Source organism: Actinokineospora sp. UTMC 2448, from assembly GCF_024760565.1.
GTDB lineage: Bacteria > Actinomycetota > Actinomycetes > Mycobacteriales > Pseudonocardiaceae > Actinokineospora > Actinokineospora fastidiosa.
Genome location: NZ_CP031087.1, coordinates 4,049,967 through 4,076,224, shown reverse-complemented (window position 1 = coordinate 4,076,224; position 26,258 = coordinate 4,049,967). Strand labels below are relative to the sequence as shown.

Annotated in this window: 22 protein-coding genes; 9 read left to right on the top strand and 13 right to left on the bottom strand. The window is 73.8% G+C overall.

What is annotated here, in order from left to right:
• Positions 1-29: 29 nt before the first annotated feature.
• Positions 30-3,566, top strand: a complete 3,537-nt coding sequence (gene cobN / locus Actkin_RS18495) for a cobaltochelatase subunit CobN (RefSeq protein WP_189210776.1) — start codon at positions 30-32, stop codon at positions 3,564-3,566.
• Here the strand turns inward: cobN and Actkin_RS18490 are convergent.
• A complete protein-coding gene (locus Actkin_RS18490; RefSeq protein WP_258903575.1) occupies positions 3,524-4,687 on the bottom strand; it encodes a cytochrome P450 in 1,164 nt (387 codons plus the stop codon). The genes cobN and Actkin_RS18490 overlap by 43 nt on opposite strands.
• A gap of 169 nt (positions 4,688-4,856) precedes the next feature.
• Here Actkin_RS18490 and Actkin_RS18485 point away from each other — a divergent pair, with 169 nt between their 5' ends.
• The 3 genes from Actkin_RS18485 to Actkin_RS18475 all read left to right on the top strand — a co-directional run bounded on the left by Actkin_RS18485 (position 4,857) and on the right by Actkin_RS18475 (position 8,576).
• Positions 4,857-5,360: a hemerythrin domain-containing protein gene (locus Actkin_RS18485; protein ID WP_189210774.1), complete on the top strand. Its 504-nt coding sequence runs from the start codon at positions 4,857-4,859 to the stop codon at positions 5,358-5,360.
• A 15-nt stretch (positions 5,361-5,375) separates the two neighbouring features.
• The gene (locus Actkin_RS18480; RefSeq protein ID WP_258903574.1) at positions 5,376-5,945 is read left to right on the top strand and encodes a DoxX family protein; all 570 of its coding nucleotides are present in this window, start codon (positions 5,376-5,378) and stop codon (positions 5,943-5,945) included.
• 69 nt (positions 5,946-6,014) lie between these two features.
• Positions 6,015-8,576, top strand: coding sequence for a bifunctional FO biosynthesis protein CofGH (locus tag Actkin_RS18475; protein ID WP_258903573.1), 2,562 nt, complete (start codon positions 6,015-6,017; stop codon positions 8,574-8,576).
• Between the two features lie 38 nt (positions 8,577-8,614).
• Here the strand turns inward: Actkin_RS18475 and Actkin_RS18470 are convergent, their stop codons facing one another.
• Both Actkin_RS18470 and Actkin_RS18465 read right to left on the bottom strand, forming a co-directional pair.
• Complete coding sequence (locus tag Actkin_RS18470; protein WP_189210771.1) at positions 8,615-8,956, bottom strand: hypothetical protein; 342 nt, start codon at positions 8,954-8,956, stop codon at positions 8,615-8,617.
• A gap of 93 nt (positions 8,957-9,049) precedes the next feature.
• Positions 9,050-9,943 carry an ROK family protein gene (locus tag Actkin_RS18465; RefSeq protein WP_258903572.1) on the bottom strand — a complete coding sequence of 298 codons (894 nt, stop codon included), beginning with the start codon at positions 9,941-9,943 and terminating at the stop codon, positions 9,050-9,052.
• A gap of 172 nt (positions 9,944-10,115) precedes the next feature.
• Here Actkin_RS18465 and Actkin_RS18460 point away from each other — a divergent pair, with 172 nt between their 5' ends.
• The 3 genes from Actkin_RS18460 to Actkin_RS18450 all read left to right on the top strand — a co-directional run bounded on the left by Actkin_RS18460 (position 10,116) and on the right by Actkin_RS18450 (position 15,327).
• Positions 10,116-10,898 carry a DeoR/GlpR family DNA-binding transcription regulator gene (locus Actkin_RS18460; RefSeq protein WP_189210769.1) on the top strand — a complete coding sequence of 261 codons (783 nt, stop codon included), beginning with the start codon at positions 10,116-10,118 and terminating at the stop codon, positions 10,896-10,898.
• Positions 10,899-10,950: 52 nt separating this feature from the next.
• Entirely contained in the window at positions 10,951-11,445 is a 495-nt protein-coding gene (locus Actkin_RS18455) for a VOC family protein (RefSeq protein ID WP_189210768.1), read from the top strand.
• A gap of 249 nt (positions 11,446-11,694) precedes the next feature.
• A complete protein-coding gene (locus Actkin_RS18450; RefSeq protein WP_258903571.1) occupies positions 11,695-15,327 on the top strand; it encodes an NPCBM/NEW2 domain-containing protein in 3,633 nt (1,210 codons plus the stop codon).
• A 43-nt stretch (positions 15,328-15,370) separates the two neighbouring features.
• Here Actkin_RS18450 and Actkin_RS18445 read toward each other — a convergent pair whose 3' ends face one another.
• The 6 genes from Actkin_RS18445 to Actkin_RS18420 form a co-directional block, all read right to left on the bottom strand.
• Positions 15,371-15,970, bottom strand: a complete 600-nt coding sequence (locus Actkin_RS18445; protein ID WP_258903570.1) for a TetR/AcrR family transcriptional regulator — start codon at positions 15,968-15,970, stop codon at positions 15,371-15,373.
• A complete protein-coding gene (locus Actkin_RS18440; RefSeq protein WP_258903569.1) occupies positions 15,967-16,986 on the bottom strand; it encodes an acyl-CoA dehydrogenase family protein in 1,020 nt (339 codons plus the stop codon). Before Actkin_RS18440 ends, Actkin_RS18445 begins: the two co-directional genes overlap by 4 nt.
• The gene (locus tag Actkin_RS18435; protein ID WP_258903568.1) at positions 16,983-18,155 is read right to left on the bottom strand and encodes an acyl-CoA dehydrogenase family protein; all 1,173 of its coding nucleotides are present in this window, start codon (positions 18,153-18,155) and stop codon (positions 16,983-16,985) included. The genes Actkin_RS18440 and Actkin_RS18435 overlap by 4 nt, the downstream gene beginning before the upstream one ends.
• A gap of 11 nt (positions 18,156-18,166) precedes the next feature.
• Positions 18,167-18,619 (bottom strand): MaoC family dehydratase, encoded by a 453-nt coding sequence (locus Actkin_RS18430; protein ID WP_258903567.1) that lies wholly within the window; start codon positions 18,617-18,619, stop codon positions 18,167-18,169.
• On the bottom strand, positions 18,619-19,374 hold the full coding sequence (gene fabG / locus Actkin_RS18425) for a 3-oxoacyl-ACP reductase FabG (RefSeq protein WP_189210762.1): 756 nt from the start codon (positions 19,372-19,374) through the stop codon (positions 18,619-18,621). The genes Actkin_RS18430 and fabG overlap by 1 nt, the downstream gene beginning before the upstream one ends.
• A gap of 86 nt (positions 19,375-19,460) precedes the next feature.
• Entirely contained in the window at positions 19,461-20,402 is a 942-nt protein-coding gene (locus Actkin_RS18420) for a GNAT family N-acetyltransferase (RefSeq protein WP_258903566.1), read from the bottom strand.
• 143 nt (positions 20,403-20,545) lie between these two features.
• On the opposite strand from Actkin_RS18420, the gene nudC reads away from it, so the two are divergent.
• Complete coding sequence (gene nudC, locus Actkin_RS18415; protein ID WP_258903565.1) at positions 20,546-21,361, top strand: NAD(+) diphosphatase; 816 nt, start codon at positions 20,546-20,548, stop codon at positions 21,359-21,361.
• Here nudC and Actkin_RS18410 read toward each other — a convergent pair.
• Entirely contained in the window at positions 21,350-22,132 is a 783-nt protein-coding gene (locus Actkin_RS18410) for a helix-turn-helix domain-containing protein (protein WP_258903564.1), read from the bottom strand. The two genes, nudC and Actkin_RS18410, sit on opposite strands and share 12 nt — an antisense overlap.
• A gap of 86 nt (positions 22,133-22,218) precedes the next feature.
• Here Actkin_RS18410 and Actkin_RS18405 point away from each other — a divergent pair, with 86 nt between their 5' ends.
• Positions 22,219-22,839 (top strand): phosphoribosyltransferase, encoded by a 621-nt coding sequence (locus Actkin_RS18405; protein WP_258903563.1) that lies wholly within the window; start codon positions 22,219-22,221, stop codon positions 22,837-22,839.
• On the opposite strand, the gene Actkin_RS18400 is transcribed toward Actkin_RS18405, so the two are convergent.
• The 3 genes from Actkin_RS18400 to Actkin_RS18390 all read right to left on the bottom strand — a co-directional run bounded on the left by Actkin_RS18400 (position 22,828) and on the right by Actkin_RS18390 (position 26,203).
• Complete coding sequence (locus Actkin_RS18400) at positions 22,828-23,106, bottom strand: STAS domain-containing protein (RefSeq protein WP_229786885.1); 279 nt, start codon at positions 23,104-23,106, stop codon at positions 22,828-22,830. The genes Actkin_RS18405 and Actkin_RS18400 overlap by 12 nt on opposite strands.
• 122 nt (positions 23,107-23,228) lie before the next feature.
• Entirely contained in the window at positions 23,229-24,974 is a 1,746-nt protein-coding gene (locus Actkin_RS18395; RefSeq protein WP_258903562.1) for a glycosyltransferase family 39 protein, read from the bottom strand.
• Positions 24,971-26,203 (bottom strand): bifunctional glycosyltransferase family 2/GtrA family protein, encoded by a 1,233-nt coding sequence (locus tag Actkin_RS18390; RefSeq protein ID WP_258903561.1) that lies wholly within the window; start codon positions 26,201-26,203, stop codon positions 24,971-24,973. The genes Actkin_RS18395 and Actkin_RS18390 overlap by 4 nt, the downstream gene beginning before the upstream one ends.
• Between the last annotated feature and the right edge of the window lie 55 nt (positions 26,204-26,258).

The window sequence follows — 26,258 nt, the reverse complement described above, 5'->3', positions numbered from 1 at the left end:
CCCGGGGCGAGGACCCCAGGAAGGGCGCCATGATCCTGCTGCTGTCCACCTCGGACACCGATCTGCTCTCCGCGCGCGCATCCGGCGCGGACTACCGGCTGGGCAACCCCGCCCGCGTCGCCGCCGCCGACCTGCCCGCCCTGCTCGACGGCGTCGACATCGTCGTCGTCCGGCTGCTCGGCGGGCGCCGGGCCTGGGAGGAGGGGCTGGACGCCCTGCTCGCCGGACCCCGGCCCGTCGTGGTGCTCGGCGGCGAGCAGGCCCCCGACGCCGAGCTGATGCAGTGCTCGACCGTGCCCGGCGGCGTGGTCGCCGAGGCGCACAAGTACCTCGCCCACGGCGGCAGGGACAACCTGCGTGAGCTGTACCACTTCCTGTCCGACACGCTCCTGCTCACCGGCACCGGCTTCGCGCCGCCGGTCGAGCTGCCCGTGTGGGGACGCCTGGAGCGCCCGGCCGCCGACGGCCCCCGGGTGGGCGTCCTCTACTACCGCGCCCACCACATCGCGGGGAACACCGCGTTCGTCGAGGCCCTGTGCGACGCCGTCGAGGAGCGCGGCGGGCAGCCCGTCCCGGTCTTCTGCGCGTCTCTGCGCACCGCGCCCGCCGACCTGCTCGACCTCCTCGGCACCGTCGACGCCCTGGTGGTGACCGTCCTGGCCGCGGGCGGCACCCGCCCGGCCGACGCCTCGGCAGGCGGGGACGACGACGCGTGGGACGTGGGCGCGCTCGCCGCCCTCGACATCCCGATCCTGCAGGCGCTGTGCCTGACCAGCGACCGCGCCACCTGGGCGGACAGCGACGACGGTCTGTCCCCTCTGGACACCGCGACGCAGGTCGCCGTCCCAGAGTTCGACGGCCGCATCATCACCGTCCCGTTCTCCTTCAAGGAGCAGGACGCCGACGGGCTCTCCGTCTACGTCGCCGACCCCGAGCGCGCCCGCCGCGTCGCCGGGATCGCCGTCGCGCACGCCCGGCTCAAGCACGTGCCCAACGCCGAGAAGAAGATCGCCATCGTGCTGTCGGCGTACCCGACCAAGCACTCCCGGCTCGGCAACGCCGTCGGCCTCGACTCGCCCGCCAGCGCGGTGCGCCTGCTCAAGGCCCTGGGCGAGGCCGGATACGACATCGGCGACCTGCCCGGCGTCGCCGAGCAGGACGGCGACGCGCTCATCCACGCCCTGATCGCCGCGGGCGGGCTCGACCCGGACTGGCTGACCGCCGAGCAGCTGTCCGGCAACCCCGTCCGCATCCCCACGGCGAGCTACCGCGCGTACTTCGACACCCTGCCCGACGAGCTGCGCGACAGCATGACCGAGCACTGGGGCGACGCCCCGGGCGAGCTGTTCGTCGACGGGGACGCCATCGTGCTGGCCGCGCTGCGCGCGGGCAACGTCGTGGTGATCGTGCAGCCCCCGCGCGGCTTCGGCGAGAACCCGGTGGCGATCTACCACGACCCGGACCTGCCGCCGAGCCACCACTACCTGGCCGCCTACCGCTGGATCGCCGACGACTTCGGCGCGCACGCGGTCATCCACCTGGGCAAGCACGGCAACCTGGAGTGGCTGCCCGGCAAGAACCTGGGCATGTCCGCCGCCTGCGGCCCGGACGCGGCCATCGGGGACCTGCCGCTGATCTACCCGTTCCTGGTCAACGACCCCGGCGAGGGCACCCAGGCCAAGCGGCGCGCCCACGCCACCCTGGTCGACCACCTGGTGCCGCCGATGGCGCGCGCGGAGTCCTACGGCGACATCGCCCGCCTCGAACAGCTGCTGGACGAGTACTCGTCGATCTCGGCGATGGACCCGGCCAAGCTGCCCGCCATCCGCGCCCAGATCTGGACGCTGATCCAGGCCGCCAAGCTCGATCACGACCTCGGACTGGCCGACCGCCCGCACGACGCGGAGTTCGACGACTTCCTCCTGCACGTCGACGGCTGGCTGTGCGAGATCAAGGACGTGCAGATCCGCGACGGCCTGCACGTGCTGGGCGTGCCGCCGTCGGGGGAGGGGCGGGTCAACCTGGTGACCGCGATGCTGTCCGCGCGGCAGATGTGGGCTGGCCAGGTCGCCGCGCTGCCCGGCCTGCGCGAGGCGCTCGGCCTGGTCGACGGCGCGGACCGCACGACGACCGACGCCATCGACGAGCAGGCCAGGGCCCTGGTGCGGGCGATGGACGACCGCGGCTGGGCGGTCGAGGCCGCCGAGGAGATCGCCCCCAACCCCGACGTGGCCCGCGTGCTGGCCTTCGGCGCGGCCGAGGTCGTGCCCCGGCTGGACCGCACCACCGACGAGATCGGCAATGTCCTGCACGCCCTGGACGGCGGCTACGTCCCCGCCGGGCCGAGCGGATCGCCCCTGCGCGGCCTGATCAACGTGCTCCCGACCGGCCGCAACTTCTACTCCGTCGACCCGAAGGCGGTCCCCAGCAGGCTGGCGTGGGAGACCGGCTCGGCGATGGCCGACTCGCTGCTGGAGCGCTACCGCGCCGACACCGGCGAGTGGCCCCGGTCGGTGGGCCTGTCGGTGTGGGGGACGTCGGCCATGCGCACCGCGGGCGACGACATCGCCGAGGTGCTGGCCCTGCTGGGCGTGCGCCCGGTGTGGGACCCGGCGTCGCGGCGGGTCAGCGGGCTGGAGGTCGTGCCGCTCGAGGAGCTGGGCCGCCCGCGCATCGACGTCACCGTCCGCATCTCCGGGTTCTTCCGCGACGCGTTCCCGCACGTGGTGTACCTGCTCGACGACGCCGTCCGCATGGTCGCCGCGCTGGAGGAGTCCGATGAGGACAACTACGTCAGGGCGCACGTCCTGGCCGACGGCGTGGACGAGCGGCGGGCGACCACCCGCATCTTCGGCTCCAAGCCCGGCGCGTACGGCGCGGGCCTGCTGCCGCTGATCGACAGCCACAACTGGCGCGACGACCGCGACCTCGCCGAGGTCTACGCCGTCTGGGGCGGCTTCGCCTACGGCCGCGGCCTCGACGGCTGCCCGGCGCGGGAGGACATGGAGTCCGCCTACCGGCGCATCGCGGTCGCGGCCAAGAACGTCGACACCCGCGAGCACGACATCATCGACTCCGACGACTACTTCCAGTACCACGGCGGCATGATCGCCACCGTCCGCGCGCTCACCGGCAAGGCGCCCGCCGCCTACATCGGCGACAGCACCCGCCCGGAGTCGGTGCGCACGCGGTCGCTGGTGGAGGAGACCAACCGGGTCTTCCGCTCGCGGGTGGCCAACCCGCGCTGGATCGAGGCCATGCGCAGGCACGGCTACAAGGGCGCGTTCGAGCTGGCCGCCACCGTGGACTACCTCTTCGGCTACGACGCCACCACCAACGTCGTCCCCGACTGGATGTACGACACGCTGGCGCAGACCTACGCGCTCGACGAGGTCAACCGCAAGTTCTTCGCCGAGTCCAACCCGTGGGCCCTGCACGGCATCGCCGAGCGCCTGCTGGAGGCGGCCGACCGCGGCCTGTGGGCCGAGCCCGACGCCGACACCCTCGCCGCGCTGCGCACCCTCTACCTGGAGGTGGAGGGCGACATCGAGGCCGGGTCGGAGTAGGACCAGGTCGCCGGGAGCGCCCTGATCCCGCGCAGCACGCCGTAGGTCCACTCCGGCTCGAAGCCGTCCGGGATGCGGTAGCCGGGGATCGCGGCCAGCACCTCGTCGAGGATGACGCCCAGCTCCAGCCGGGCGAGGTGCTGGCCGAGGCAGCGGTGCGCGCCCGCGCCCCACGCCAGGCCCGCGCCCTGCGCGCGGTCCGGGCGGACCGCGTCGGCGTCGGGGTAGACCTCGGTGTCGCGGCTGCCCGAGCCCCAGGCGACCAGCAGCCGGTCGCCCTCGGCCAGCTCGACGCCGTTGAGCGTGGTCGGGCAGCGCACCGTGCGGGCGGTCGTGGCGACCGGCGCCTCCAGCCGGACCACCTCGTCGACCAGGGCCTCGCGCGGGTGGTCGGCCAGGGACGGGTCGCGGCTGAGCAGCCACAGCAGGCTGCTCGTCGCGTCGATCGTGGTCAGCGCGCCCGCGGCCACCATCAGCAGGAGGTACTTGACCGCGTCCGGCTCGGCGACCGACCGGTCGGCCACCACCGCGCTGAGCGGGTCGTCGCCCGGGGCGGCCCGGCGCAGCCGCACCTCCTCGGTCAGGAAGTCCAGGTACTCCACCACGCGGCCCTCGGTCACCGCGCCGATCAGCAGGTCGCGCAGCAGCGCGCGGCGCGGCGGCGCGACGCCGAGCACCCCGGCGATGACCATCGGCGGGATCCGGCGCGCCACCTCGACGACGAGGTCGCCGCCGCCGCGCAGAGCCAGCCCGGCCAGCTCCGACCGGGCGGTCGCCCGGATCGCCGGGGCCAGCCGGGCGACCGCGGCCCGGCTGAAGTACGGCGCCAGCCTGCGCCGGACCTCGGTGTGCTCGGGCGGGTCCTGCTCGAACAGCGGCGCCACCGCGGTCTCCAGGCCGGGCAGCAGCGTCGCCGCGCCGATGGACTCCGCACGGGCGGAGAAGCGGGCGTGGTCGCGGCCCACCGTCGCGATGTCCTCATGCCGCGTCACGACGTGGAAGCCGCCGTAGCGGGTGCTGCGCGCGACCGGGCACTCGGCGCGCAGCGCGCGCAGCACGTCATGCGCCCTGGCGGCCACGGCCGGGTCGAGGTGGTCGAAGTCGGCCGCGGAGCGGGTCACGGGCACTCCCCCTGGGGCTGGTCGGTTCCCGCGCATTGTGCGGCGGTCCGCCCGATGTGGACAGCGGCCGATCGGGTTGATCGGCGATCACCGTCGGTGAGCAGGGATTGGGTAGCGCCCGCCGGGGGTATGCCCCGCACGAGACCGGCTGACCCTGGGAGAACCGACGATGACCACTGACGTCGTGGAACTGATCCTTGCCGACCACCGGCGCATGGAGGAGCTGTTCCGCACCCTGCGCGACCGCGGCGCGGACCGGGCCAAGGCGCTCGACGAGCTGGCCTACCTGCTGGTCGCGCACGCCGAGGCCGAGGAGGCCAAGGTCTACCCGGCGCTGCGCCGCTACAAGCAGGTCGACGACGACGAGATCGACCACGGCGCCGAGGAGCACACCGAGGGCAACATGGCGCTGCTCGCGCTCATGGAGGTCGAGGACACCGAGTCCGATGAGTGGGAGGGCAAGCTCGAGGAGCTCGTCACCGCCATCAACCACCACCTCGACGAGGAAGAGCGCACGATCCTCAACGACGCCCGCGAGACCGTCTCCGACGAGCGCCGCGCCGAGCTGGGCGAGCAGTTCGCCGCCGAGCGCGAGCGGCGCGTCGACGCGGGCTGTGGGACGGTCGAGTACGTCAGGGAACTCGTCGAGCGGACCAAGGATCGAGTGGACTAGGGAAGGACAGAGGCAATGATCCTGCGCAGGATCGCGCGACCCATGCTGGCGGGCATCTTCGTCTGGGGCGGGGTGCAGGCGCTGCGCGCGCCCGAGGCGCACGCCGAGGCGGCCAAGCCCCTGCTCGACCAGGCCACGGCGAAGGCGGGCGACCGGGTGCCCCAGCAGCTGGCCACCGACCCGGTGACGCTGGTGAAGATCGACGGCGCGGTCAAGGTGGTGGCGGGGATCATGCTGGCCACCAACCGGATGCCGAGGCTGGCGGCCCTGCTCCTGTCCGGCAGCCTGGTGCCCACGACGCTGGCCGCCCACCAGTTCTGGGCGGAGAAGGACCCCGGCCAGCGCAACCAGCAGCTGCAGCACTTCCTGAAGAACGCGGGGCTGCTCGGCGGGCTGATGCTGGCCGTCGCCGACACCGAGGGCAGGCCGTCGCTGGGCTGGCGGGCCCGCCGCGCGGGTCGGACGGTGCAGAACCACATGCACGACCTCGGCGAGTGGGCGCACGACACCGGCGGCGCCGTCGGCGGCGCGGTGGCCGCCGCGCCGCGCCGCGCGCGCAAAGCACTCGCGGACGTGCTGCCCTGACCCTCGGGTCACCCATTCCGGGGAGCGGACGCTATAGGTTGAGGATGAGTCCGCTTCCCGGGAGGTGCCGTGACCCCGTCCGAGTCCGCCATCCGCCGCGCGCTGCGCCGAGCCCGGGACGGGGTCGCGCTGGACCAGGTGGAGGCCGAGGTGCTGCTGCACGCCCGCGGCGAGCACCTGGAGGACCTCTTCACCACCGCGAGCCGGGTCCGTGACGCTGGCCTGGCCGCGGTGGACCGCGCGGGCGTCATCACCTATTCGCGCAAGGTGTTCATCCCGCTGACCCGGCTCTGCCGCGACCGGTGCCACTACTGCACCTTCGCGACGGTCCCGCACCGGCTGCCCGCGCCGTTCCTGAGCCCCGACGAGGTGCTCGACATCGCCAGGAAGGGCGCGGAGCTGGGCTGCAAGGAAGCCCTCTTCACCCTCGGTGACCGGCCCGAGGAGCGGTGGGGCGCGGCGCGCGAGTGGCTGGACGCCGCGGGCTACCCCGACACGCTGTCCTATGTGCGCGCCATGGCCATCCGGGTGCTGGAGGAGACCGGCCTGCTGCCGCACCTCAACCCCGGCGTGCTGACCTGGACCGACTTCCAGCGGCTCAAGCCGGTCGCCCCGTCCATGGGGATGATGCTGGAGACCACCGCCACCCGGCTGTGGTCGGAGCCGGGCGGGCCGCACTACGGCTCGCCCGACAAGGAGCCCGCCGTCCGGCTGCGCGTGCTGGAGGACGCGGGCCGCAGCTCGGTCCCGTTCACCACCGGGATCCTGATCGGGATCGGCGAGACGCTCGCCGAGCGCGTGGAGTCGCTGTTCGCCATCCGGTCCGTCGCCCGCAAGTACGGCGGCGTGCAGGAGGTCATCATCCAGAACTTCCGCGCCAAGCCGGACACGGCGATGCGCGGGATGCCCGACGCCGAGGCCGCCGAGCTGGCCGCCACCGTCGCCGTCGCCCGGGTGGTGCTGGGCCCGAAGGCGCGCATCCAGGCCCCGCCGAACCTCATCGGCGGCGAGTACGGCCTGCTGCTGCGCGCGGGCATCGACGACTGGGGCGGTGTGTCCCCGCTGACGCCCGACCACGTCAACCCCGAGCGCCCCTGGCCGCAGATCGACGAACTGGCAGCGCAGACCGCGGCGGCGGGCTTCCGGCTCGCCGAGCGGCTGACGGTGTACCCGGAGTACATCCGCGAGCCGTGGCTGGACCCCCGCGTCGCGGGCCACGTCGCGGCCCTGGCCGACGCGGCCGGCCTCGCGATCGAGGGGGCGCGCCCGGTCGGCCGCGCGTGGCAGGAGCCGGAGGTCGCCATGGACGGCTCCGGGCGCACCGAGCTGCACACCGAGATCGACACCGACGGCCGCACCGGCGACCGCCGCGACGACTTCGATTCGGTGTACGGCGACTGGGCCGAACTGCGTTCGTCGGTGGACGCCTCGGCCGGGTCGTCCGGCATCGCGGGCGTGGTGCGGCCGGAGTTCACCACGGCGCTGCGCCACGCCGAGCGCGACCTGTCGCGACTGTCCGACGCGGACGCGCTGACGCTGCTGTCGGCCGCCGAGGGCGCGGAGCTGGAGGCCCTGGCCGCCCTGGCCGACGACCTGCGCCGCGAGGCGGTGGGCGACGAGGTGACCTACGTGGTCACCCGCAACATCAACTTCACCAACGTCTGCTACACCGGCTGCCGGTTCTGCGCGTTCGCCCAGCGGCGCACGGACGCCGACGCGTACACGCTGTCGCTGGAGCAGGTCGGGCAGCGGGCCGAGCAGGCGTGGTCGGTCGGCGCGACCGAGGTGTGCATGCAGGGCGGCATCCACCCCGACCTGCCCGGGACGTCGTACTTCGACATTGCCGCCGAGGTCCGCAAGCGGGCCCCCGGCCTGCACATCCACGCCTTCTCGCCGATGGAGGTGGTGAACGGGGCCGCGCGCACCGATCTGTCCATCTCGGACTGGCTGGTCCGGGCGCGCGAGTCCGGTGTGGACTCGCTGCCGGGCACGGCGGCGGAGATCCTCGACGACGAGGTCCGCTGGGTGCTGACGAAGGGCAAGCTGCCCGCGGCGACGTGGATCGAGGTGGTCACCACCGCGCACGCGCTGGGGATCCCCACGACCTCGACGATGATGTACGGGCACGTGGACAACCCGTCGCACTGGGTGGCCCACCTCAAGCTGATCGCCGACATCCAGTCGCGGACCGGCGGCTTCACCGAGTTCGTCCTGCTGCCCTTCGTGCACACCAACGCCCCGCTGTACCTCGCGGGCATCGCCCGGCCGGGCCCGACCCGCAGGGAGAACCGCGCGGTGCACGCGCTGTCCCGCATCCTGCTGCACGGCCACATCGCCAACATCCAGACCAGCTGGGTGAAACTCGGCGACGACGGCGTGGTGGAGGTCCTGCGCGGCGGCGTCAACGACCTGGGCGGCACGCTGATGGAGGAGACCATCAGCCGCATGGCGGGCAGCGACAACGGCAGCTACAAGACGATCGCCGACCTGGAGTCGCTGGCCACCGCCGCGGGCAGGCCGTCACGCCAGCGCACGACGACCTACGGGATCGTCGACGACGAGCGCCTGGACACCGCCCGCGCCCACGACGGGGTGTGGAACCAGCGGCTGCTGCCGCTGATCGCCGACTGACCGGTGGGCGCGCGGGCCTGGCCCGCGCGCCCGTCAGGTCACCACCAGCCGGTGCAGCGGTTGGCGAGGCTGTCGCAGATGCGGAAGTGCACCTTGCTCCGGTCGTTGTAGCTGCCGGAGTACGACGAGTTGTAGACGTTGCCGTCCTCGTACCGCTGCAGGTAGCTCTTCGACGGGAGCGAGGAGGGCCCGTTGGTCCACCACTTGCCGTCGTAGTCGTTGCCGTCCCAGTTCCACGTCTTGCACAGCGGCAGGCTGCCGCCCGCCGGGCCCGACAGCGACGTGCACGACTGCGCCGCGGAGGCGGGCGAGGCGAGCACGACGGTCGTCCCCGCGACCACGGCCGCGGTCACACCGATCTTGGCCAGGATGCGCTTCATGTCCGATCCCCTCAGTAGACCGTCAAAGGTCACCTTCCACGGTACGGAGCCCGGGACCGGCTGACACCGCGCGTGGACCAGGTGGGTGACGGCCTATGCCCCGTCCGCGGCCTCCCAGCCCAGCAGCGCGGCCCCCGCGCGCCCGGCGTCCTGGCCCAGCGCCGCCCGGACCACGGCGGGCTTGCGCTGGAACGTCAGGCGCGCGTGCAGGTCGTCGCGGACCGGGCCGACCAGTGCGTCGCCCGCCTCGGCCAGGCCGCCGCCGAGGACGATCACCTCGGGCCCGACCATCGCCACCGCGGCGGCCAGCGCCGCGCCCAGGGCCGCGACCGCGTCCGCCCAGACCGCGGCCGCGTCGGCGTCGGCATCATCCAGCCGGGCGGCGACCTCGGCGGCGGTGGCCGTCCGGCCGGTCCGCTCGGCGTAGCGCCGCGACACCGCGGGCGCGGCGGCCAGCGTCTCCAGGCAGCCCAGGGCCCCGCAGTTGCACGCCGCGCCGCCCGGGTCCACCACCAGGTGCCCGATCTCGCCCGCGTACCCGCCCGCCACCAGCGGACGCCCGTCCACCTGGAAGGCGGCGGCGATGCCCGTCCCGATGGGCAGGAACACCGCGTTGGCCACGCCAGCGGCCGCGCCCACGGTGAACTCGGCCAGCCCGCCGGTCCGCACGTCGTGGCGGACCTTCAGCGGCATCCCGGTGAGGGAGGACAGCGCGGTCTGCAGGGGCAGGTCGTGCCAGCCGAGGTTGACGGCAGTGACCACGTGCCCGGTGGTGTCGTCGACGACCCCGGGCACCGCGACCCCGACGCCCGCCACGGCCGCGCCGTCGGCAAGGCGGGTGATCATCGAGGCGATGTGGTCGATGTCGACAGCGCCCGCGACGCGCCTGGTCGGTTCGCGGAGGGTCGCCACCGGGGCCAGGTCGCGCCCGACCAGGGCCGCCTTGACCGACGTGCCGCCCACGTCCACCGCCACCACGTGCGTCATGACCGTCCTCTCCCAGCCCGTGCGCGCGAGCGCTCGCGTGCGTGCAGAATCTTGCGCGATCGAACACGGCTTGCCAAGCGTTCCGGGCGTTTGTCCTTGGGGCCCTTGGACGATACTTTGCAGCAACGCGCATGATCGCGCGGCAGTCATGCGCGGAACACGGAGGTGGCCGGTGGACCGGTACGAGCGTCTGAGCACGCTGCTCGACATCCTGGGGCAGCGGGGCAAGGTCGACGTCGACGACCTGGCCGAGGAGCTGAGTGTGTCGGCCGCCACAATCCGCCGGGACCTCGACCACCTGGCCGAACAGCAGCTGCTCACCCGCACCCGCGGCGGCGCGGTGGCCAACAACGTCGCCTACGACCTGCCGCTGCGCTACAAGACGGCCCGGCACGCCTCGGAGAAGGAGCGCATCGGCAAGGCGGCCGCCGCGCTGGTCGCGCGCGGGTCCGTGGTGGGGCTCAACGGCGGGACGACGACCACCGAGATCGCCAGGGCGCTGGCCATCCGGCCGGACCTGAGCGCGTCGGAGGAGCCCGCGCTGACCGTGGTCACCAACGCGCTCAACATCGCCAACGAGCTCGCGGTGCGCCCGCACGTCAAGATCGTCGTGACCGGCGGCGTCGCCCGGCCGCAGTCCTTCGAGCTGATCGGCCCGCTGGCGACCCGCATCCTCGACGAGATCACCCTCGACCTGGTGTTCCTCGGGGTGGACGCCGTGGACCCGGCCGACGGGGCCTACGCGCACAACGAGGGCGAGGCGAGCATCAACCGCCTGATGGCCGAGCGGGCCCGGCGGGTCGCGGTGATCGCGGACAGCTCCAAGATCGGCATGCACGCCTTCGCCCAGATCTGTCCGACGGCGGCGATGCACCTGCTCATCACCGACGCCGGGGCGTCCCCGGAGGCCCTGGCCGCCTTCACCGCCGAGGGCGTCGAGGTGCACACGGTGTGAGTTGACGCGTCAACTATCTCAGCGTAGCGTGGCGGTCGCGAAGGAGGCCGCCATGGCACTGACCGAGGCGCAGATCGCCGAGTACGCCCAGACCCGCGACACCGTGCGCGCCGAACTGCTCCGCGGCGCGGCACGCACCACCGCCCGGGGAATCCACCACACCGCCCTGATCTCCGGCGACGTCCGCCGGACCGTGGACTTCTACCAGGGCGTGCTCGGGTTCCCGTTGACCGAAGTGGTGGAGAACCGCGACTATCCGGGCTCGACCCACTTCTTCTTCGACGTCGGCAACGGCAACGCGCTGGCGTTCTTCGACCTCCCCGGCCTCGACCTGGGCCCGTACGCCGAGGTCCTGGGCGGCCTGCACCACATCGCGATCTCGACCACCCCCGAGGAGTGGACCGCCGCCAAGTCCCGACTGGACGCGGCAGGCGTGGAGTACGTCGAGGAGAGCGGCACGTCCATCTACTTCAAGGACCCGGACGGCGCCCGCATCGAACTCATCTCCGACCCCCTGGGCGTGATGTACGGGGAGCCCGTGGTCTGACCCGATCCACCCGCTGAGCCGGGACCGCCGTGACGGTGGTCCCGGCTCAGTGCTGTCGCCGGGGTAGTGACAGCGGCCACTCTCATGCGCTAAGAAGGGCGCACTATGTCCACAAATGCTCAATGAGGGGCCGCTGTGAGCATCTTCAGTCAGAGAACGCGGTGGGTGGCTGGTTTGGCCGCCCTTGCGCTCGCTGTTCCGCTGGTCGGGACGCCCGCGAGTGCGGAAGGTGATGATCGGCTCGGGGCGGTGACCGGGTTCGCCGTGGACGGTGGGACGGTCACGCTGAGGGCGGGGGACGCGGCCGTGCGGGTCGTGTTCCTCAAGGACGACGTGTTCCGGTTGTGGCTGGCCCCCGACGGCGAGTTCAGTGACCCGGCGAGCACCGCTCCGGAGGACCCGGACGCGCCTGCGTCGACCATCGTGGTCAAGCGGGACTACCCGACGCCGGAGGTCGCGACCGAGGACAAGGGCGACTACTACTCGCTGCGCACCGGCAAGGCCGAGGTGCGCGCGTACAAGGACCCGCTGAGGTTCGCGCTGCACCAGGGCGGGCGGCGGATCTGGGCCGAGACCGCGCCGCTGTCCTGGACGGACAAGTCGGCCACGCAGACCCTCACCAGGGGCGCGACCGAGCAGTTCGTCGGCGGCGGGATGCAGAACGGGCGGTTCTCCCACCGAGGGCAGACCATCCGCATCACCCGGGACTTCGACTGGGACGACGGCGGCAACCCGAACGCGTCCCCGTACTACATGAGCACCGCGGGCTACGGCGTCCTGCGCAACACCTTCGCCCCCGGCCGCTACGCCTTCACCGAGCCCGTGCGGACCACGCACGACGAGCGCCGGTTCGACGCCTACTTCTTCGTCGGCGACCTCAAGACCTCCCTGGACCGCTACACCGAGCTGACCGGGCGCCCGTTCCTCCCGCCCATCTACGGCATGGAGTACGGCGACTCCGACTGCTACAACCGCGGCCACTACCGCGCGGGCGTCGACCCCGACCCGGCCAACGACTGGAAGTACCACCCGGACAAGGAGATCACCACCGACGCCGTCGCCATCGCGCAGCGGTTCAAGGACGAGCGGATGCCCGCGGGCTGGATGCTCGTCAACGACGACTACGGCTGCGGCTACTCCAAGGACCGGGACGCCTTCGTCGAGAACCCGGGCGGCGTCGAGGGCTACGTGGGCGTCCGCGACATCGACGCCCTGGTCGAGACCGGCGACGGCCTGCGCGAGCGCGGCATCCAGATGGGTCTGTGGACCGAGTCCAGCCTGGACCGCCAGCCCGAGGAGGTCGGCCAGGCGGGCGTGCGGGTGCGCAAGCTCGACGTCGCCTGGGTCGGTCCCGGCTACCGGCACGCGCTCAGCGCGTGCGACACCGCGCACGGCGGCATCGAGCAGCACAGCGACGCGCGCGGCTACTCCTGGATGGTCGAGGGCTGGGCGGGCGCGCAGCGCTGCGCGGTGCAGTGGACCGGCGACCACAGCGGCACGCTGGCCAACATCCCCTGGCAGATCCCGGCGATCCACGGCTCCGGCAACTCCGGCATCGCCTACGCCGCGGGCGACATCGACGGCATCTTCGGCGGGTCGGCCGTCAGCTACGTGCGCGACCTGCAGTGGAAGGCCTTCACCCCGGCGCTGATGACGATGAGCGGCTGGTCGACGCCGAAGTTCAAGCAGCCGTGGGCCTACGGCGAGCCCTACACCGCGATCAACCGCGAGTACCTGCAGCTGCGCGAGCGGCTGCTGCCGTACCTGTACTCCTACGCGGCCGAGGCGCACCGCACCGGCGCGCCGATCAACCGCTCGCTGATCCTCGAATACCCCGATGACCCCAAGACCTGGGACGACACCACCAAGCACCAGTTCCTCGCGGGCCGGGAGTTCCTGGTCGCGCCGATGTGGGACGCCGGCGAGGTCAAGAACGGCATCTACCTGCCCGAGGGCCTGTGGGTCGACTACTGGAGCGGCCGGGTCCACCGGGGCCCGACCACGCTGGACGGCTACCACGCGCCGCTGGAGCGGCTGCCGCTGTTCGTCAAGGCGGGCGCGGTCGTGCCGATGTGGAAGGCGGGCATCACCGGCCACGCCCAGCAGGCGCCCGGCGACCGGCTCACCCTCGACGTCTACCCGCACGGCGAGTCGTCGTTCACCCTGTACGAGGACGACCGCGTGACCCGGGCGCACCGCGAGGGCGCGTCGGCGACGCAGCGGTTCGACGTCACCGCACCGGTCGCTGACCGCGGGGACGTGACCGTGCGCATCGGAGCGAGCGTGGGCGCGTTCGCGGGCAAGGCGGCCTCCCGCCCGTACGAGCTGACCGTCCACACCGGAACCGCGCCGCGCCATGTCGTCATGGGCGGCAAGCTCACCCGGCATGCGACCAAGGCGGCCTACGACGCGGCGGACACGGGCTGGTTCCACGACGGGGGAGTGGTGCGCGTGAAGACCGCCGCCGTCCCCACGGACGGCACCGCGACGGTGACCCTGGTCGGGGCGAGTTCCGTCGGCGGCGGTCCGCACGTCGCCGACGGGTTCGCAGCCGTGGGCCTGACCGGCCCGGCACTGTGGAACGCGCCGGGCGAGGCGACCGAGGTCGAGGCGTCGTTCACCAACGAGGGCGACGCGGTCCTGCGGGACGTGCGCCTGACCCCGCGCCTGCCCGAGGGCTGGACGTCGACCGGGAACCCGCGGTTCGCGGAGGTCAAGCCCGGACAGCGGGTGAGCGCGCGGTTCACGATCACGCCGGGCGCGTCCGTGAAGCCCGGTGACGTGACCCTGCACCTCGACGCGAGCTATGTGGGCAGGGCACGCCACCAGCGCACCGTGAGCACGGCGACGAACGCGCTGCTGCCGTACGGGTCGATGTCGGCGGCGGCGAACGTCGTCGGCGTGACCGACAAGGCGACGGTGTCGCGCGGCGGCTTCGACGGCGACGGCAACAGCTTCCCGGCCGAACTGCTGGCCGAGAAGGGCTACACACCGGGCGCCACCGTCACCGCCAACGGAGCGACCTTCACCTGGCCCACCGGCGCTCCCGGCACGCCGAACACCGTTCGCGGCGCCACCGCGCCGATCCGGGTGTCCGGCCAGGGCACGCACCTGGCGTTCCTCGCCTCCGGGGCGAGCACCAACGCCACGGGCACGGTCGTCGTCCGCTACAGCGACGGCACGGAGTCCAGCCACGCCCTGCAGGTGCCCAACTGGTCGTTCCAGGACGCCGGGACGGGCGGGGCGAAGCTCGCGGTGTCGGTCAAGGGCAGGCACACCCCGACCGGGCTGGCCAACACCGACGTCGATTACCGCGTCTTCTACGCCACGGTCGAGCTGCGCCCCGGCAAGACCCCGGTCGCGGTCCGGCTTCCCGCCAACTCGACGATCGGCTTCTTCGCCGCCACGGTCCACGACCGCCCCCGTCCGCCCGCGCCCAAGGGCGACGCCTGGGTCAGCGACCTGGAGTGGATGACCGCCACCAACGGCTGGGGCCCGGTCGAACGCGACCGCAGCAACAACGAGAGCGCGGGCGGCGACGGCAACCCGCTGACCGTCGACGGCGTGGTCCACGCCAAGGGCCTCGGCGTCCACGCGCCGTCGTCGGTGCTGGTCAACCTCGACGGCCGCTGCACCCGCTTCACCGCCGTCGTCGGCGTGGACGACGAGATGGCCGATCGCGGCTCGGTGGTGTTCAAGGTCGTCGGCGACGGCACGGAGCGGTACGTGTCCCCGGTCCTGCGCGGCACGTCGGCCGCCCTGCCGGTCGAGGTGGACGTCACCGGCGTCCGCACCCTGGACCTGCAGGTGACCGACGGCGGCGACGGCATCGGCAGCGACCACGGCGACTGGGCGTCAGCGAAACTGACCTGCGCGCCGTAGCCGGGTGAGGGGCGGGCCCGCCCGCCCCCCGCTGGCGATGGGCCTACGCTCCGGCCGCGCCGAGCATGGCCAGCACCAGGCCCGCGTAGTCCGCGCCGAGGGTCTCCGGGTCCGGCTTGGACTCGGCGGTGTACCACCGCGCCACGTCGATGCCCAGCGACAGCACGGCGCGCGCTGCCGAGCGGATGTCGGACACCCGGAACACCCCCGACGAGACCCCGTCCTCGATCAGCGAGCGCACCACGGCGTCCGTCTGGCGGCGGAGCGCCACGACGGCCTCGTAGTCGGGCTGGGGGAGCGCGGTCAGTTCGTACTGGACGATCCGGGCCACCCGGTGCCTGCGGGCGTGCCAGGCGACGAACTCCGTCACCAGGACTCGCATCCGCGCCGCGGCGTCACCCGGGCCCGCCGCCGCGGTGGTGACCATCGCCAGCGCCTTCTCGTGGCCGCTGCGGCTGATGGCCGACAGCACCGCCGCCTTGGACGGGAAGTGCACGTAGAGCGCGGCGGGGCTCATCCCGGCCGCGGTGGCGATGTCGCGGGTGGTGGTGGCGTGGTAGCCGCGCTCGCCGAACGCGGCGACGGCGGCGGCCATGAGCCGCCGCGCCGCGTCCGGGCGGACGTCCGGCCAGAGGTCGGTCATGCGGGCAGGTCCGCGAGCGGGGCCAGGAGGACCCGGAGGCGGCCGGGGGTGCCCAGCGCGATCTCGTCGGCCTTGGCGCGCTTGAGGTACAGGTGCGCGGGGTGCTCCCAGGTCATGCCGATGCCGCCGTGCAACTGCACGCACTCCTCGGCCGCGTGCACCGCGACCTCCGCGCACAGCGACTGGGCCGCGTAGGCGAGCAGGGCGGCGTCCTCGCCGGTGTCCAGCGCGTCCGCTGCGGCCTTGGCCGCCGCCCTGGCCAGGACGATCTCCTGCCACAGGTCCGCGAGCCGGTGCTTGAGCGCCTGGTAGGACCCCACCGGCCTGCCGAACTGGTAGCGCTGCTTGAGGTAGGCGACCGTCGTGTCCAGGCACCACTCGGCGATGCCGACCTGCTCGGCGGCCAGGATCGCGGCGCCGACGCGCAGGGCGTGCTCGACCGCGCCGTCGGCAGCGACCCGGACGGCCGTCGCGCCGGAGAACTCCACGTCCGCGACCGGCCGGGTCCGGTCGAGCGACGTCACGGGCGTGATGTCCGCCTGCTCGGTCAGCCACAGCGCGCCGTCGGCGGGGACGACGAGCGTTCCTCGCACGTCGGCGACGCTGCGGACCGTGCCGGTCAGCCGGTCGCCGTCGACGGTGATGTGCGGCAGCGGGCCGCCCGGCCACGCCGACAGCGGCACCACCAGGGTCGCGTCCCCGCGCAGGGCCTCGGCCGCGTGCGGGTCGTCCGTGGCGCGCAGCAGCGCGGCGGTGGCCAGCACCGAGCCCAGGAACGGCACCGGGGCGACGGCCCGGCCCAGCTCCTCGGCGACGACGGCGACTTCCCGCCAGCCCGCGCCCTGCCCGCCCAGCTCCTCGGGCACGGGGAGCGTGGTCGCGCCCATCGCCCGCAGCGCCGACCACACCGTCGCGCCGTCGAGGTCGTCGACCTTGGTCGGGTTGTCCTCCAGCACCTCGGCGACGGCCGTGCGCAGCTGGGTCTCGACATCGGTGTCCACCAGGGACTGGCTCATCGCGGCAGGTCCTTCCACGGCACGTCCTTGTCCACCCTGGCCTCGGCGGGCAGTCCGAGTATCCGCTCGGCGATGATGCCGCGCAGGATCTCCGAGGTGCCGCCCTCGATGGAGTTGCCCTTGGCCCGCAGGTACCGGTACCCGGCGTCGTTGCCGGTGAAGTCGACGACGTCGGGGCGGCGCATCGTCCAGTCGCCGTAGCGGAGCCCGTCGGCGGCCAGGAACTCGACCTCCAGGCCCGACAGCCGCTGCGACAGCCGGGCGAAGGCCAGCTTCATCGCCGAGCCCTCCGGGCCCGGGTGCCCGGCGGCCAGGCTCTCGCGCAGCCGCTGCCCGGCCAGGCGCAGCGCCTCGCTCTCCACCCACAGCCGCACCAGCCGGTCGTGCAGCTCGGGCGTGCGCAGCTCGGGGTTCTGGCGCCAGGTCTCGGCCACGACGCCCGCCATGCCGCCCTCGCGCGGCATGGGCCGCCCGCCGATGGCGACCCGCTCGTTCATCAGCGTGGTCTGCGCGACCCGCCAGCCGTCGCCGACGTCCCCCAGGCGGTGCGCGTCGGGGATGCGCACGTCGGTGAGGAAGACCTCGTTGAACTCGGCCTCGCCGGTGATCTGGCGCAGCGGCCGCACGTCGACGCCCGGAGCGGTCATGTCGCAGATGAAGTACGTCATGCCCGCGTGCTTGGGCACGTCCGGGTCGGTGCGGGCGATGAGGATCGCCCACCGCGCGGTGTGCGCGGACGATGTCCACACCTTCTGCCCGGTGACCACCCAGTCGTCGCCGTCGCGGCGGGCGCGGGTGGCCAGGCCCGCGAGGTCGGAGCCCGCGCCGGGCTCGGAGAACAGCTGGCACCACACCTCCTCGCCGGTCCACAGTGGACGCAGGAAGCGGGCCCGCTGCTCGTCGGTGCCGTGCCGCAGGATCGTCGGCGCGGCCATGCCGAGCCCGATCCCGATGCGGCGCGGGTTGTTGTCCGGCGCGCCCGCGGCGGCCAGCGCGCGCTCCACGACGGGCTGCAGCGCGATCGGCGCGCCGAGGCCGCCGAGGCCCTCGGGGAAGTGCACCCACGCCAGCCCGGCGTCGAACCGCGCGCGCAGGAACGCCGTCCGGTCGCCGGTGTCGTGCTCGGCCAGCAGCGCGGCCACCCGCCGGAGCAGGTCCTCCTCGGTCATCGTCGCCTCCTTCACGGCACCAGCAGGACGACGGCGTCGGCCACGCAGCCGGGCTTCGCCTCGCCCTGGATCTCGATCGTCTGGCGGAAGACCGCCTGCACGCCGAACTTCGCCTCGGTCACTTCCAGCAGTTCCGAGCCCATCCGCACCCGCGCGCCCACCTTGACCGCGGTGGGGAAGCGGACCTTGTTGAGGCCGTAGTTGACGCCCGCCTGGAAGCCCTCGAAGCGGTAGATGCCGCGGCCGAGCAGCGGGACCAGGGAGAGGGTCAGGTAGCCGTGGGCGATCGTGCCGCCGAACGGGCCCCTGGCCGCGCGCTCGACGTCGAGGTGGATCCACTGGTGGTCGCCGGTGGCGTCGGCGAACTCCCGGACCCGCTCCTGGGTGATCTCCAGCCACTCGCCGTGGCCGAGGTGCTCGCCGACGGCGGCCCTGAGGTCGTCGAGACCGTGGAATGTCCGCATCAGTTCCTCGGCCCGCCCGCGACGTAGATGACCTGGCCGGAGACGAAGCCGGACTCCGGGCCGCAGAGGAAGGACGCCAGCGCGGCGATGTCCTCGGGCGTGCCGACCCGCCCGACCGGGATCGCCGCGGCGGCCGCGGCCTTGAAGTCCTCGAACGACACGCCGACCCGCGCCGCGGTCGCGGCGGTCATCTCGGTGGCGATGAACCCGGGGGCGATGGCGTTGGCGGTGACGCCGAACTTGCCCAGCTCGATCGCCAGCGTCTTGGTGAGGCCCTGCAGGCCCGCCTTCGCGGTGGCGTAGTTGGCCTGGCCGCGGTTGCCGAGCGCGGAGGTGCTGGAGAGGTTCACGACGCGGCCGTACTTCTGCTCGACCTGGTGCTTCTGCACCTCCCGCGCCATGAGGAACGAGCCGCGCAGGTGCACGGTCATCACCGTGTCCCAGTCGTCGTCGGACATCTTGAACAGCAGGTTGTCCCGCAGCACGCCCGCGTTGTTGACCAGGACGGTGGGCGCGCCCAGCTCCTCGGCGACCCGGGCGACGGCGGCCCGCACCTGCTCGGTGTCCCCGACATCGGCCCCGACGGCGAGCGCGGTGCCGCCGTCGGCGGTGATCGCCTCGACGGTCCCCGCGCAGGCGGCCTCGTCGAGGTCGACGACGGCCACGGCCATCCCGTCCTCGGCCAGCCTGCGGGCCACGGCGGCCCCGATCCCCCGGGCGGCCCCGGTGACGATGGCGGTGCGGGACTCGGACACGGCTCTCCTCCGATCGACGACCTAAGCAAGCGCTTAGCAAGCTACTCGCCGGTTCGATCGGTGTCCACTGTTCGGTCGGAGGCCGTTCAGCCCGCCTTGATGAGCGGCGCGTCCCGTGACAACTCCCGGAACCCGACGCCGTAGTACAGGCCGCGCGCCGCGACGTGCGCGGGCGCGCCCAGGCAGACGACGGTCGCGTGGGTGGCGCCCGCCGCCTTGGCCAGCCGCATCCCGTGCAGGATCATCGCCCGGCCCAGCCCCAGCCGCCGATACCCCGGATGCGTCCCGACCGGCTCGAACTGGGCGGACCGGTTCGCCTCGTCGAGCCACAGGATCGTCGAGGCCGCCATCGTCCCGTCCGGCGCCTCCACCAGGACGTGCAGGTCGCCGCGGTACCCCGGGGCCTGCCGGACGCCCGCGTAGCTCTCGGCGGTGTAGGAGGAGGGGGACCAGGCGTCGATGTGGGCCTGGACCGCGGCCTCCGGACCGGCATCGTCGGCCGTGCGGAACCGGAACCCGGCGGGCAGCACCGGCTGGTCGAGGTCGACGAGGTCCCGCTCGGTGAGCTGGGTCCAGCGGCCCGCGTCGCCGAGCGCGGCCGGGTCCGTCGTGAAACCGTGCGCGGCCCACCGCTCCAGGGCGAACGCGTCGGCGGCGCTGGGCAGCACCGTGCGCTCGATGCCCGCCGCCGTGGCGTCGTACCAGCCGATCACCTCGTCGACCAGCTCGGCGTGCTCGGGATGGACCTGGTAGGCCAGATACGCGGCGGTCACGTCCTTCACGGACCCGTCGCTCAGCCGCACCCGGCGCGGAAGGTGCGCCCAAGCCCAGGCCACCAGGTCACCGCCGTGGGACCACAGCTGGCACGGCCACGTCGCGCCGTCGGCCGCGTGCCCCCTGCCCCAGTTCCAGGCCAGCTCGCCGAACGACGCGTCGCTGTTCACCAGTTCCGGCCGGGCGGCGGTGATCCGCTGCGCCAGCCGCTGCATGCGCCGCACGGCCGCGACGGTCACCAGGTCGACGGTCATGGTGGGCCACTGTGTCAGGCCGCCGCGAGACCGTCGAACCCATTTCGCAGGGGGCAACCCGTTGCCGTCGGACGTGGGCGACGGCGCAGGACGGGCCGGTCACGCTGGCGGTCCGCGGCATCCGCCGGACGTAGGGTGGGCGGGTGATCAATGACGCTCACGCAGTGCCCTACACGGGTCTCGCCCTGGACCGCGCGGGCGATCGGCGCGCGGATGACGGCTGGCTGGCCGCGGCGCGCGAGGACCCGGCCGCCCGCGCGCTGGTCTTCTGGCGCGACCGCTGCGCCGTCGCCGACGGGCTCCCCTTGACCGTGCCGGTGACCCCGGACGCCGTGTTCCTCGGCGTGGACCACGCGCCCCTGTTCGCCGTCGACGTCGCCGACGAACCGGAGGAGACCACCGACATCCGGGCGCTCTACCTCCGCTTGTCCACTGAGGACTCCACTCGGCTCGCCTACGCCAGGGGCCTGCTGCACTGGCAACGCACCCACCGCTTCTGCGGCGCCTGCGGGCAGGAGGCCGAGCCGCGCCACGGCGGGCACCTGCGCGTCTGCGCCGGGTGCGCCCGCGAGCTCTACCCGCGCATCGAGCCCGCGGTGATCGCGCTGGTCGAGCACGGCGACCGCTGCCTGCTCGCCCGCCACCGCGGCGGCGCCGGGTTCGCCGCCGTCGCCGGGTTCGTCGAGATCGGGGAGAGCCTGGAGGACGCCGTGCGCCGGGAGGTCGCCGAGGAGACCGGGGTGGCCGTCGCCGACGTCGGCTACCTCGCCTCCCAGGCGTGGCCGTTCCCGGCGGGCCTCATGGTCGGCTTCCGCGCCCGCGCCGCCAGCGACCACATCGAGGTGGACGGCGAGGAGATCGCCGAGGCGCGCTGGTTCACCCGCGCCGAGGTCCGCGCCATGAGGAGCAGGCCGGACTCCATCGAGGCGTTCCTCATCGCGGACTGGCTAGGCGCGTGAGCGCATCACCGAGGCCGTGTGCTCGTCCGCCGGGTACAGCGCCTCGATGGACAGCTCCGACACGGTGACGTCCACCGCCCCGCCGAACGTGGTGATCGTGCCGACGAAGGCCAGTTCGCCGTCGTCGCCGCGCAGCCGCAGGGGCACCACCACGTCCTCCCCGGCCGTCGGGGACGGACGCGGCAGGTCGCCGGGATAGGAGCACAGCTCGTCGTACAGCTCGCCCAGCGACTCGTCCGCGGTGAACGCGATCTTGCGGCGCAGCCTGCACAGCACGTGCTCGCGCCACTGCGCGAGGTTGACGATGCGCGGCGCCAGCCCGTCGGGGTGCAGGCTGGCGCGCAGGATGTTGACCGGCGGCGTGAGCAGCCGGGGCGCGATGCCCGTCAACAGGGTGTGCAGGGCAGCGTTGGCGTCGACCATCCGCCATGAGCCGTCCACCACCGTCGCCGGGTACGGGTTGTGGTCGTGCAGGGCGCGCCGGATGGCCTGCCCGACCGCGTCCATCCTCGGCGCGTCCAGAGAGGACTGGGTGAACAGCGGGGCGAAGCCCGCCGCCAGCAGCATCCGGTTGCGGTCGCGCAGCGGCAGGTCCAGGCTCTCGGCCAGGAGCAGCACCATGTCCCGGCTGGGCAGCGCCCGCCCGGTCTCCACGAAGCTGAGGTGCCGGGTGGAGATGTCCGCCTGCAACGACAGATCGGCCTGGCTGAGCCTGCGGTGCTCCCGCCACTGCCGCAGCAGGGTGCCCACCGGAACCTGTGCTGTTGTCATGCCTTCCGACGGTACGGAGCCGGGTGCGGACGGGCCATTACCTCCGGGGTAAAGCCCGTGCGGCCGAGGTGGTGCAGACTGGGGCGGTGCGGTTCGCCGACCGGGCGGAGGCGGGCCGGGTCCTGGCCCGGTCGCTGGCCCCGCTGCGCCGGTGCGGGCCGATCGTGCTGGGGCTGCCCCGCGGCGGGGTGCCCGTGGCGGCCGAGGTGGCCGCCGCCCTGCACGCCGACCTCGACGTCGTCGTCGTGCGCAAGGTGGGCGCGCCCGGGCACGCCGAGCTGGCCGTGGGCGCGGTGGGGGAGCGGGGCGTCACGGTCCGGCTGGACGGCGTCCTCGCCGACCTCGGCATCACCTGGGCCGACGTGGCGGCCACTGCCGAGCGCGAGCGCGCCGCCGTGGCGCGCAGGGCGGCCGACCTGCGCGGCGACGCCGAGCCGCCCGACCTCGCCGACCGGGTCGTGATCCTGGTCGACGACGGCATCGCCACCGGGGCGACGATGGCCGCCGCCGTGCTGGTCGTCCGCGATCGGGGCGCGTCCGGGGTCGTGGTCGCCGCGCCGGTCGCGCCCCGCGACACCGCCGCCCGGCTCGGGGCCGACGCCTTCGTCTGCGCCCACACGCCGCGCCGCTTCTCCGCCGTCGGGCAGTGGTACGCCGACTTCGGCGAGGTCACCGACGCCGAGGTGCGCGCGGCGCTAGGGCTCTAGCCGCAGCCCGGGATGCGCGCCGAGCAGGTCGAGCAGCCGCCGCAGAGCGGCTGGCGGGTTGTGCAGGACCAGGTCCCCGCCCGACAGCGCGCCCGCGGCCTCGACCAGGGCGACCGCGCCCCAGACGTCGACGAAGTCCATCTCGGACAGGTCCAGGTGGACGTCGCCGACGGCCTGGCGGCACAGCGCGCGCAGCAGTTCGGCGAAGTCGGGACGGTTGCGCAGGTCGGCGTCGCCCTGCAGGCGAGGGGGGTCGGCGTGGGTCACGGCCGCGCGCCCGTCCGGACGGGTGTGGATGCGGCCACGGCGTGCCCCTCCGGCGTGGTGCTGTCAACAGAGTGGCCGGAAGCCTACGCGTCGGGACCGGGTGCGGATCGGGTCGAAAGACCTCACCCGGACCGGGGCCGGGCCAGGTCGTACACGGTGTGGTCGCCGATTGTGGCCGGGGTGAAGGTGGCCGCCACCCAGTCGGCGATGGCGCCGCCGCCCGGACCCGCGAACGACCGGCCGCCGCCCTCGCCGACGTAGTAGCGGATCGCGCCGTCGGCGACGTGGCGCTGGAACTCGGCCAGGGTGGGCGCCGGGTCGGCCCCGGAGAACCCGCCGATGCCGATGACCGGCCTGCCGCTGGCCAACTGCAGCGCGCCCGCCTGGCCTGCGCCGGTCGTCGCCGCCGCCCACCGCGTGTCGGTGGCGCGCAGCGCGGCGACCAGTTCGGGGTCGGCGTCCGGGCGCATGGGCATCGCGTCCGAGGCGCGGGCGGGGCCGGACACCGGGATGGAGCCGCCGTGCGGGGTGACGGCGGTGGCCACCGTGTAGGCCGCGGTGGCGCCGAGGCAGGCGACGAGCGCCAGCGCCCCGACCCGCCACGTGCGGTGCGCGCCCACCGCGATCGCGGTGCCCGCCGCCAGCCCGACCGCGCCGACCGCCCACCGCAGCCACGGCTGCCAGTCGGGATCGCGCAGGAGCAGCACGAACGACCACCCGGCGGTCACCACGACGATGCCGGCGAGGGTGATCCGCGCCCCGGTGTGGTCGCGGCCCCGCCACAGCTCCCACCCGGCCACGCCCGCCACGCCCGCGATGCCGGGCGCGAGCGCGACGGCGTAATAGGGATGGGTGATGCCCTGCATGAAGCTGAACACCGCGGCGGTGACCAGCGTCCAGCCGCCCCAGAGCAGCAGCGCGGCCCGGGTGCGGTCGGTGCGCGGCGCCCAGCGGGTGAACCACAGGCCCGCGACCAGCCCGATGAGCGCGGCCGGGAGCAGCCAGGCCACCTCGGAGCCGAAGGCGAGACCGAGCATGCGGCCCCAGCCGGTCTCGCCGCCGAACGCCGTGCCCGGCCCCGACCCGCTCGGGTTGCCGCCGCCGCCGAACACCCGGCCCAGCCCGTTGTACCCCAGGGCCAGGTCGAGGACGGAGTCGTCGGTGGACCCGCCGATGTACGGGCGCGAGTCCGCGGGCCACAGGTCGGCCACGGCGATGTACCAGCCCGCGGCGACCGCCACCGCCGCGCCCGCCCCCGCCACGTGCAGGACGCGCCTGCCCAGGCCGATCGGCGCCGCGATCAGGTAGACCAGGGCGAGCGCGGGCAGCACCACCATGGCCTGCAGCATCTTCGTCAGGAACCCGAAGCCGACGGCGACGCCCGCGAGCGCGAGCCACCGCCCGCTGCCCTTCTCCGTGGCGCGCACGGTGCAGTAGCCCGCGGCGACGAGCAGCAGCGTGAGCAGCGCGTCGGGGTTGTTGAAGCGGAACATCAGCGCGGCCACCGGGGTCGCGGCCAGCGCGGCGCCCGCCAGCAGGCCCGCGGTCTGGCCTGACCAGCGCCGCACGGCGGCGTAGAGCAGCCACACCGACGCCACGCCCGCGAGCGCCTGCGGGACGAGCATGCTCCACGGCGAGAACCCGAAGACGCGGCCGGACAGCGCCATCAGCCAGAGCGCGGCGGGCGGCTTGTCGACGGTGACGGTGTTGCCCGGGTCCAGCGAGCCGAAGAACAGCGCGGTCCAGTCCTGGGTGCCCGCCTGGACGGCGGCGGCGTAGAACTCGTTGCCCCAGCCGTTCGCGCCGAGGTCCCAGAGGTAGAGCAGCGCGGTCGCGGCGAGCAGCGCGATGAGCGGCGCGCGGGTCATTTGTCCTCCACAGTGGACTGGCGGAAGACCCAGCCGCGCAACAGCAGGAAGCGCAGCAGGGTGGCGACGAGGTTCGCGGCCACGAGCACGGTCAGCTCCGCGGCCCGGCCCGGCTCGCCGAAGGCGTGCAGGACGGCCAGGGAGCCGCTGGTCAGGCCGAGGCCGATGGCGAAGACGATCAGGCCGTGGAACTGGTGGCGCAGCGCGCCTTCCGCGCCGCGCACGCCGAAGGTGAGCCGCCGGTTGGCCGCGGTGTTGCCCACCGCCGTGATCAGCAGCGCCACGAGGTTGGCAGCCTGCGCGCCGAGCCCGCCGCGCAGCAGCACGTACAGCAGGAGGTAGGCCAGGGTGCTGAGCGTTCCGACCGTGGCGAACCGGACGACCTGCCTGAGCAGTCCCCTCGGCACGCCGGGCGGGTCGCCGCCGATCGCGCCGCGCGCCCACTGAGCCCGCAGGCGAGCGACCGGGAGCCTGCCGGTGAGCAGGCCGCGGCCGAGCCGGGCGATGCCGCGCAGGTCGGCCAGCGCGGTGGCCAGGATGTCGACCCGGCTGTCCGGGTCATCGATCCAGTCCACCGGCACCTCGTGAATGCGCAGCCCGGAGCGCTGGGCGAGCACCAGCAACTCGGTGTCGAAGAACCAGCCCGGGTCGGCGACGTGCGGCAGCAGCGCGGCGGCCACGTCGGCGCGGATCGCCTTGAACCCGCACTGCGCGTCGCTGAACCGCGCGGCGAGCGTGCCGCGCAGGATCAGGTTGTACGCCCGGGAGATGATTTCCCGCTTGGGACCCCGCACCACCCGCGCGCCGCGCGCGAGCCTGCTGCCGATGGCGATGTCGGAGTGCCCGGAGATCAGCGGCGCGACGAGCGGGGAGAGCGCGGCGAGGTCGGTGGACAGGTCGACGTCCATGTAGGCCAGCACCGCCGCGTCCGAGGCCAGCCACGCGGTGTGCAGCGCGCGCCCCCGGCCCTTCTCGTCGAGGCGGACGGCGGTGACGCCGGGGAGTTCGTCGGCCAGTGCCCGCGCGATGGCGGCGGTGCCGTCGGTGCTGGCGTTGTCGGCGATGGTGACGCGGAAGGTGTAGGGGAAGTGGTCGCGCAGGTGGTCGTGCAGCCCGCGGACGCACCGTTCCAGGTCAGCTTCCTCGTTGTGCACGGGGACGACGACGTCGAGCACCGGGGCGGGGCCGGTCGTGCGGACGGGCGGGCGCGCGGGCATCGTGGCGGTCATGTCCCCGACGATCGGGCGCTCGGCTGGGCCTCCGGTGTGCCCGGCCTGTGCGGAT

Bases quoted from the DNA above. Each gene is read 5' to 3' on its own strand.
- Actkin_RS18390 (WP_258903561.1), bottom strand. From the start codon at position 26,203: ATGACCGCCACGATGCCCGCGCGCCCGCCCGTCCGCACGACCGGCCCC.
- Actkin_RS18465 (WP_258903572.1), bottom strand. From the start codon at position 9,943: ATGACGCACGTGGTGGCGGTGGACGTGGGCGGCACGTCGGTCAAGGCG.
- Actkin_RS18485 (WP_189210774.1), top strand. From the start codon at position 4,857: ATGACCACTGACGTCGTGGAACTGATCCTTGCCGACCACCGGCGCATG.
- Actkin_RS18470 (WP_189210771.1), bottom strand. From the start codon at position 8,956: ATGAAGCGCATCCTGGCCAAGATCGGTGTGACCGCGGCCGTGGTCGCG.
- Actkin_RS18445 (WP_258903570.1), bottom strand. From the start codon at position 15,970: ATGACCGACCTCTGGCCGGACGTCCGCCCGGACGCGGCGCGGCGGCTC.
- Actkin_RS18455 (WP_189210768.1), top strand. From the start codon at position 10,951: ATGGCACTGACCGAGGCGCAGATCGCCGAGTACGCCCAGACCCGCGAC.
- Actkin_RS18480 (WP_258903574.1), top strand. From the start codon at position 5,376: ATGATCCTGCGCAGGATCGCGCGACCCATGCTGGCGGGCATCTTCGTC.
- cobN (WP_189210776.1), top strand. From the start codon at position 30: ATGATCCTGCTGCTGTCCACCTCGGACACCGATCTGCTCTCCGCGCGC.
- Actkin_RS18410 (WP_258903564.1), bottom strand. From the start codon at position 22,132: ATGACAACAGCACAGGTTCCGGTGGGCACCCTGCTGCGGCAGTGGCGG.
- Actkin_RS18440 (WP_258903569.1), bottom strand. From the start codon at position 16,986: ATGAGCCAGTCCCTGGTGGACACCGATGTCGAGACCCAGCTGCGCACG.
- Actkin_RS18395 (WP_258903562.1), bottom strand. From the start codon at position 24,974: ATGACCCGCGCGCCGCTCATCGCGCTGCTCGCCGCGACCGCGCTGCTC.
- Actkin_RS18420 (WP_258903566.1), bottom strand. From the start codon at position 20,402: ATGACCGTCGACCTGGTGACCGTCGCGGCCGTGCGGCGCATGCAGCGG.
- Actkin_RS18430 (WP_258903567.1), bottom strand. From the start codon at position 18,619: ATGCGGACATTCCACGGTCTCGACGACCTCAGGGCCGCCGTCGGCGAG.
- Actkin_RS18435 (WP_258903568.1), bottom strand. From the start codon at position 18,155: ATGACCGAGGAGGACCTGCTCCGGCGGGTGGCCGCGCTGCTGGCCGAG.